Raw genomic sequence first — 3515 nt, 5'->3', positions numbered from 1 at the left:
TAAGATAGAGAAGTTGCCCTTCGGGCCTGGTTGTGATGACTGGGTCGTGGGAGCATCCGATCCTTGAGAACTCAACAGCGTGCACTTGTCAAATGCCAAATTATCCTCGTCTAGCTTCGGCTGGGTGAGAATTCCTTTGGATCAAAGACCAACCTCCTTGTGGGGTTGGCATTCGGATGAAGTCAGCAATGAATTTGTCTCTTTGGTCAGCATCAAACTCGCTGCGTCACCGTTTTCCCGGTGTCGTATGCATTTCTTTTTTACGGAGAGTTTGATCCTGGCTCAGGATGAACGCTGGCGGCGTGCTTAACACATGCAAGTCGAACGGTGAACACGGAGCTTGCTCTGTGGGATCAGTGGCGAACGGGTGAGTAACACGTGAGCAACCTACCCCTGACTCTGGGATAAGCGCTGGAAACGGCGTCTAATACTGGATACGAGTGGCGACCGCATGGTCAGCTACTGGAAAGATTTATTGGTTGGGGATGGGCTCGCGGCCTATCAGCTTGTTGGTGAGGTAATGGCTCACCAAGGCGTCGACGGGTAGCCGGCCTGAGAGGGTGACCGGCCACACTGGGACTGAGACACGGCCCAGACTCCTACGGGAGGCAGCAGTGGGGAATATTGCACAATGGGCGCAAGCCTGATGCAGCAACGCCGCGTGAGGGATGACGGCCTTCGGGTTGTAAACCTCTTTTAGCAGGGAAGAAGCGAAAGTGACGGTACCTGCAGAAAAAGCGCCGGCTAACTACGTGCCAGCAGCCGCGGTAATACGTAGGGCGCAAGCGTTATCCGGAATTATTGGGCGTAAAGAGCTCGTAGGCGGTTTGTCGCGTCTGCTGTGAAATCCGGAGGCTCAACCTCCGGCCTGCAGTGGGTACGGGCAGACTAGAGTGCGGTAGGGGAGATTGGAATTCCTGGTGTAGCGGTGGAATGCGCAGATATCAGGAGGAACACCGATGGCGAAGGCAGATCTCTGGGCCGTAACTGACGCTGAGGAGCGAAAGGGTGGGGAGCAAACAGGCTTAGATACCCTGGTAGTCCACCCCGTAAACGTTGGGAACTAGTTGTGGGGTCCATTCCACGGATTCCGTGACGCAGCTAACGCATTAAGTTCCCCGCCTGGGGAGTACGGCCGCAAGGCTAAAACTCAAAGGAATTGACGGGGACCCGCACAAGCGGCGGAGCATGCGGATTAATTCGATGCAACGCGAAGAACCTTACCAAGGCTTGACATATACGAGAACGGGCCAGAAATGGTCAACTCTTTGGACACTCGTAAACAGGTGGTGCATGGTTGTCGTCAGCTCGTGTCGTGAGATGTTGGGTTAAGTCCCGCAACGAGCGCAACCCTCGTTCTATGTTGCCAGCACGTAATGGTGGGAACTCATGGGATACTGCCGGGGTCAACTCGGAGGAAGGTGGGGATGACGTCAAATCATCATGCCCCTTATGTCTTGGGCTTCACGCATGCTACAATGGCCGGTACAAAGGGCTGCAATACCGCGAGGTGGAGCGAATCCCAAAAAGCCGGTCCCAGTTCGGATTGAGGTCTGCAACTCGACCTCATGAAGTCGGAGTCGCTAGTAATCGCAGATCAGCAACGCTGCGGTGAATACGTTCCCGGGTCTTGTACACACCGCCCGTCAAGTCATGAAAGTCGGTAACACCTGAAGCCGGTGGCCTAACCCTTGTGGAGGGAGCCGTCGAAGGTGGGATCGGTAATTAGGACTAAGTCGTAACAAGGTAGCCGTACCGGAAGGTGCGGCTGGATCACCTCCTTTCTAAGGAGCATCTGACTCTTCGGAGTCCAGAACCCAGATCGAGGACGTTCGTTTCTCGCTGGGAGCTCATGGGTGGAACATTTGACATGACATCAGCGCAGCTGAGTCTCGTGAGTACGCTGGCCTTCGGGTTGGTTGGAAAGGGGGGCTTCGTGAGCGGGGTGTCTGCACGCTGTTGGGTCCTGAGGGACCGGATGCGATCTTCGGATCGTTTCTGTACCTCTGGGCCTCTTGTTGTTTCCCCTGTGGGGGAGGCGGGAAGGGGTACCGCCCGTACTTTGAGAACTACACAGTGGACGCGAGCATCTTGCAACTGATCTTTGATCGGTTGCACAAGATGATCTTAAAGATCATTAGTCAATTTCAAGCCAGGCCCTGTGTCTGGTGTCGATTCTGATTCAAACTCATGTGATTTATCAAGTCTTTAAGAGCAAACGGTGAATGCCTTGGCATCTGGAGCCGAAGAAGGACGTAGCAATCTGCGATAAGCCTCGGGGAACTGATAAGCAAGTTTTGATCCGAGGGTGTCCGAATGGGGAAACCCCGCTGGGCGGCGTGCCGACCTAGTGACTCCCGCCTGAATATATAGGGCGGGTAGAGGGAACGTGGGGAAGTGAAACATCTCAGTACCCACAGGAAGAGAAAGCAACCGCGATTCCGTTAGTAGTGGCGAGCGAAACCGGAACAGGCTAAACCTAGCGTGTGTGATAGCCGGCAGGCGTTGCACGTTGGGGGTTGTGGGACTTTTCAGTCATCTCTGCCGAGATGGCGGCGTTACAAGATGGTATAGACGAACGGTCTTGAAAGGCCGGTCATAGAGGGTGCCAACCCCGTAGTCGAAATGCCACCCTTGGCGCGAAGAGTATCCCAAGTAGCACGGGGCCCGTGAAATCCCGTGTGAATCTGTCAGGACCACCTGATAAGCCTAAATACTCCCAGATGACCGATAGCGGACAAGTACCGTGAGGGAAAGGTGAAAAGTACCCCGGGAGGGGAGTGAAATAGTACCTGAAACCGTTTGCTTACAAACCGTTGGAGCAGCCTTAGTAGCTGTGACAGCGTGCCTTTTGAAGAATGAGCCTGCGAGTTAGCGATATGTGGCGAGGTTAACCCGTTGAGGGGTAGCCGTAGCGAAAGCGAGTCTGAATAGGGCGATTCAGTCGCATGTCCTAGACCCGAAGCGAAGTGATCTATCCATGGCCAGGTTGAAGCGACGGTAAGACGTCGTGGAGGACCGAACCCACTTAGGTTGAAAACTGAGGGGATGAGCTGTGGATAGGGGTGAAAGGCCAATCAAACTTCGTGATAGCTGGTTCTCTCCGAAATGCATTTAGGTGCAGCGTTGCGTGTTTCTTGCCGGAGGTAGAGCTACTGGATGGCCGATGGGCCCTACAAGGTTACTGACGTCAGCCAAACTCCGAATGCCGGTAAGTGAGAGCGCAGCAGTGAGACTGTGGGGGATAAGCTTCATAGTCGAGAGGGAAACAACCCAGACCACCAACTAAGGTCCCAAAGCGCGTGCTAAGTGGGAAAGGATGTGGAGTTGCCTTGACAACCAGGAGGTTGGCTTAGAAGCAGCCACCCTTGAAAGAGTGCGTAATAGCTCACTGGTCAAGTGATTCCGCGCCGACAATGTAACGGGGCTCAAGCACGCCACCGAAGTTGTGGCATTGACATTATTGGTAGGCCTTCGTGGTCCAGCCGTGTTGATGGGTAGGAGAGCGTCGTGTG

The 3515-nt window shown here is 54.4% G+C and carries 2 rRNA genes; both read left to right on the top strand.

From position 1 onward, the window contains the following. Positions 1 to 259 precede the first annotated feature (259 nt). A 16S ribosomal RNA gene (locus tag RU09_RS11950) occupies positions 260 to 1784 on the top strand. Positions 1785 to 2198: 414 nt separating this feature from the next. After that, positions 2199 to 3515, top strand: a 23S ribosomal RNA gene (locus RU09_RS11945); the annotation flags it as partial.

The organism is Microbacterium sp. MEJ108Y, assembly GCF_000834175.1.
In the GTDB taxonomy this organism is placed as follows: domain Bacteria; phylum Actinomycetota; class Actinomycetes; order Actinomycetales; family Microbacteriaceae; genus Microbacterium; species Microbacterium forte.
Note: the sequence above shows the minus strand (reverse complement) of the source record. Positions and strands in the feature narration are given on the sequence as shown.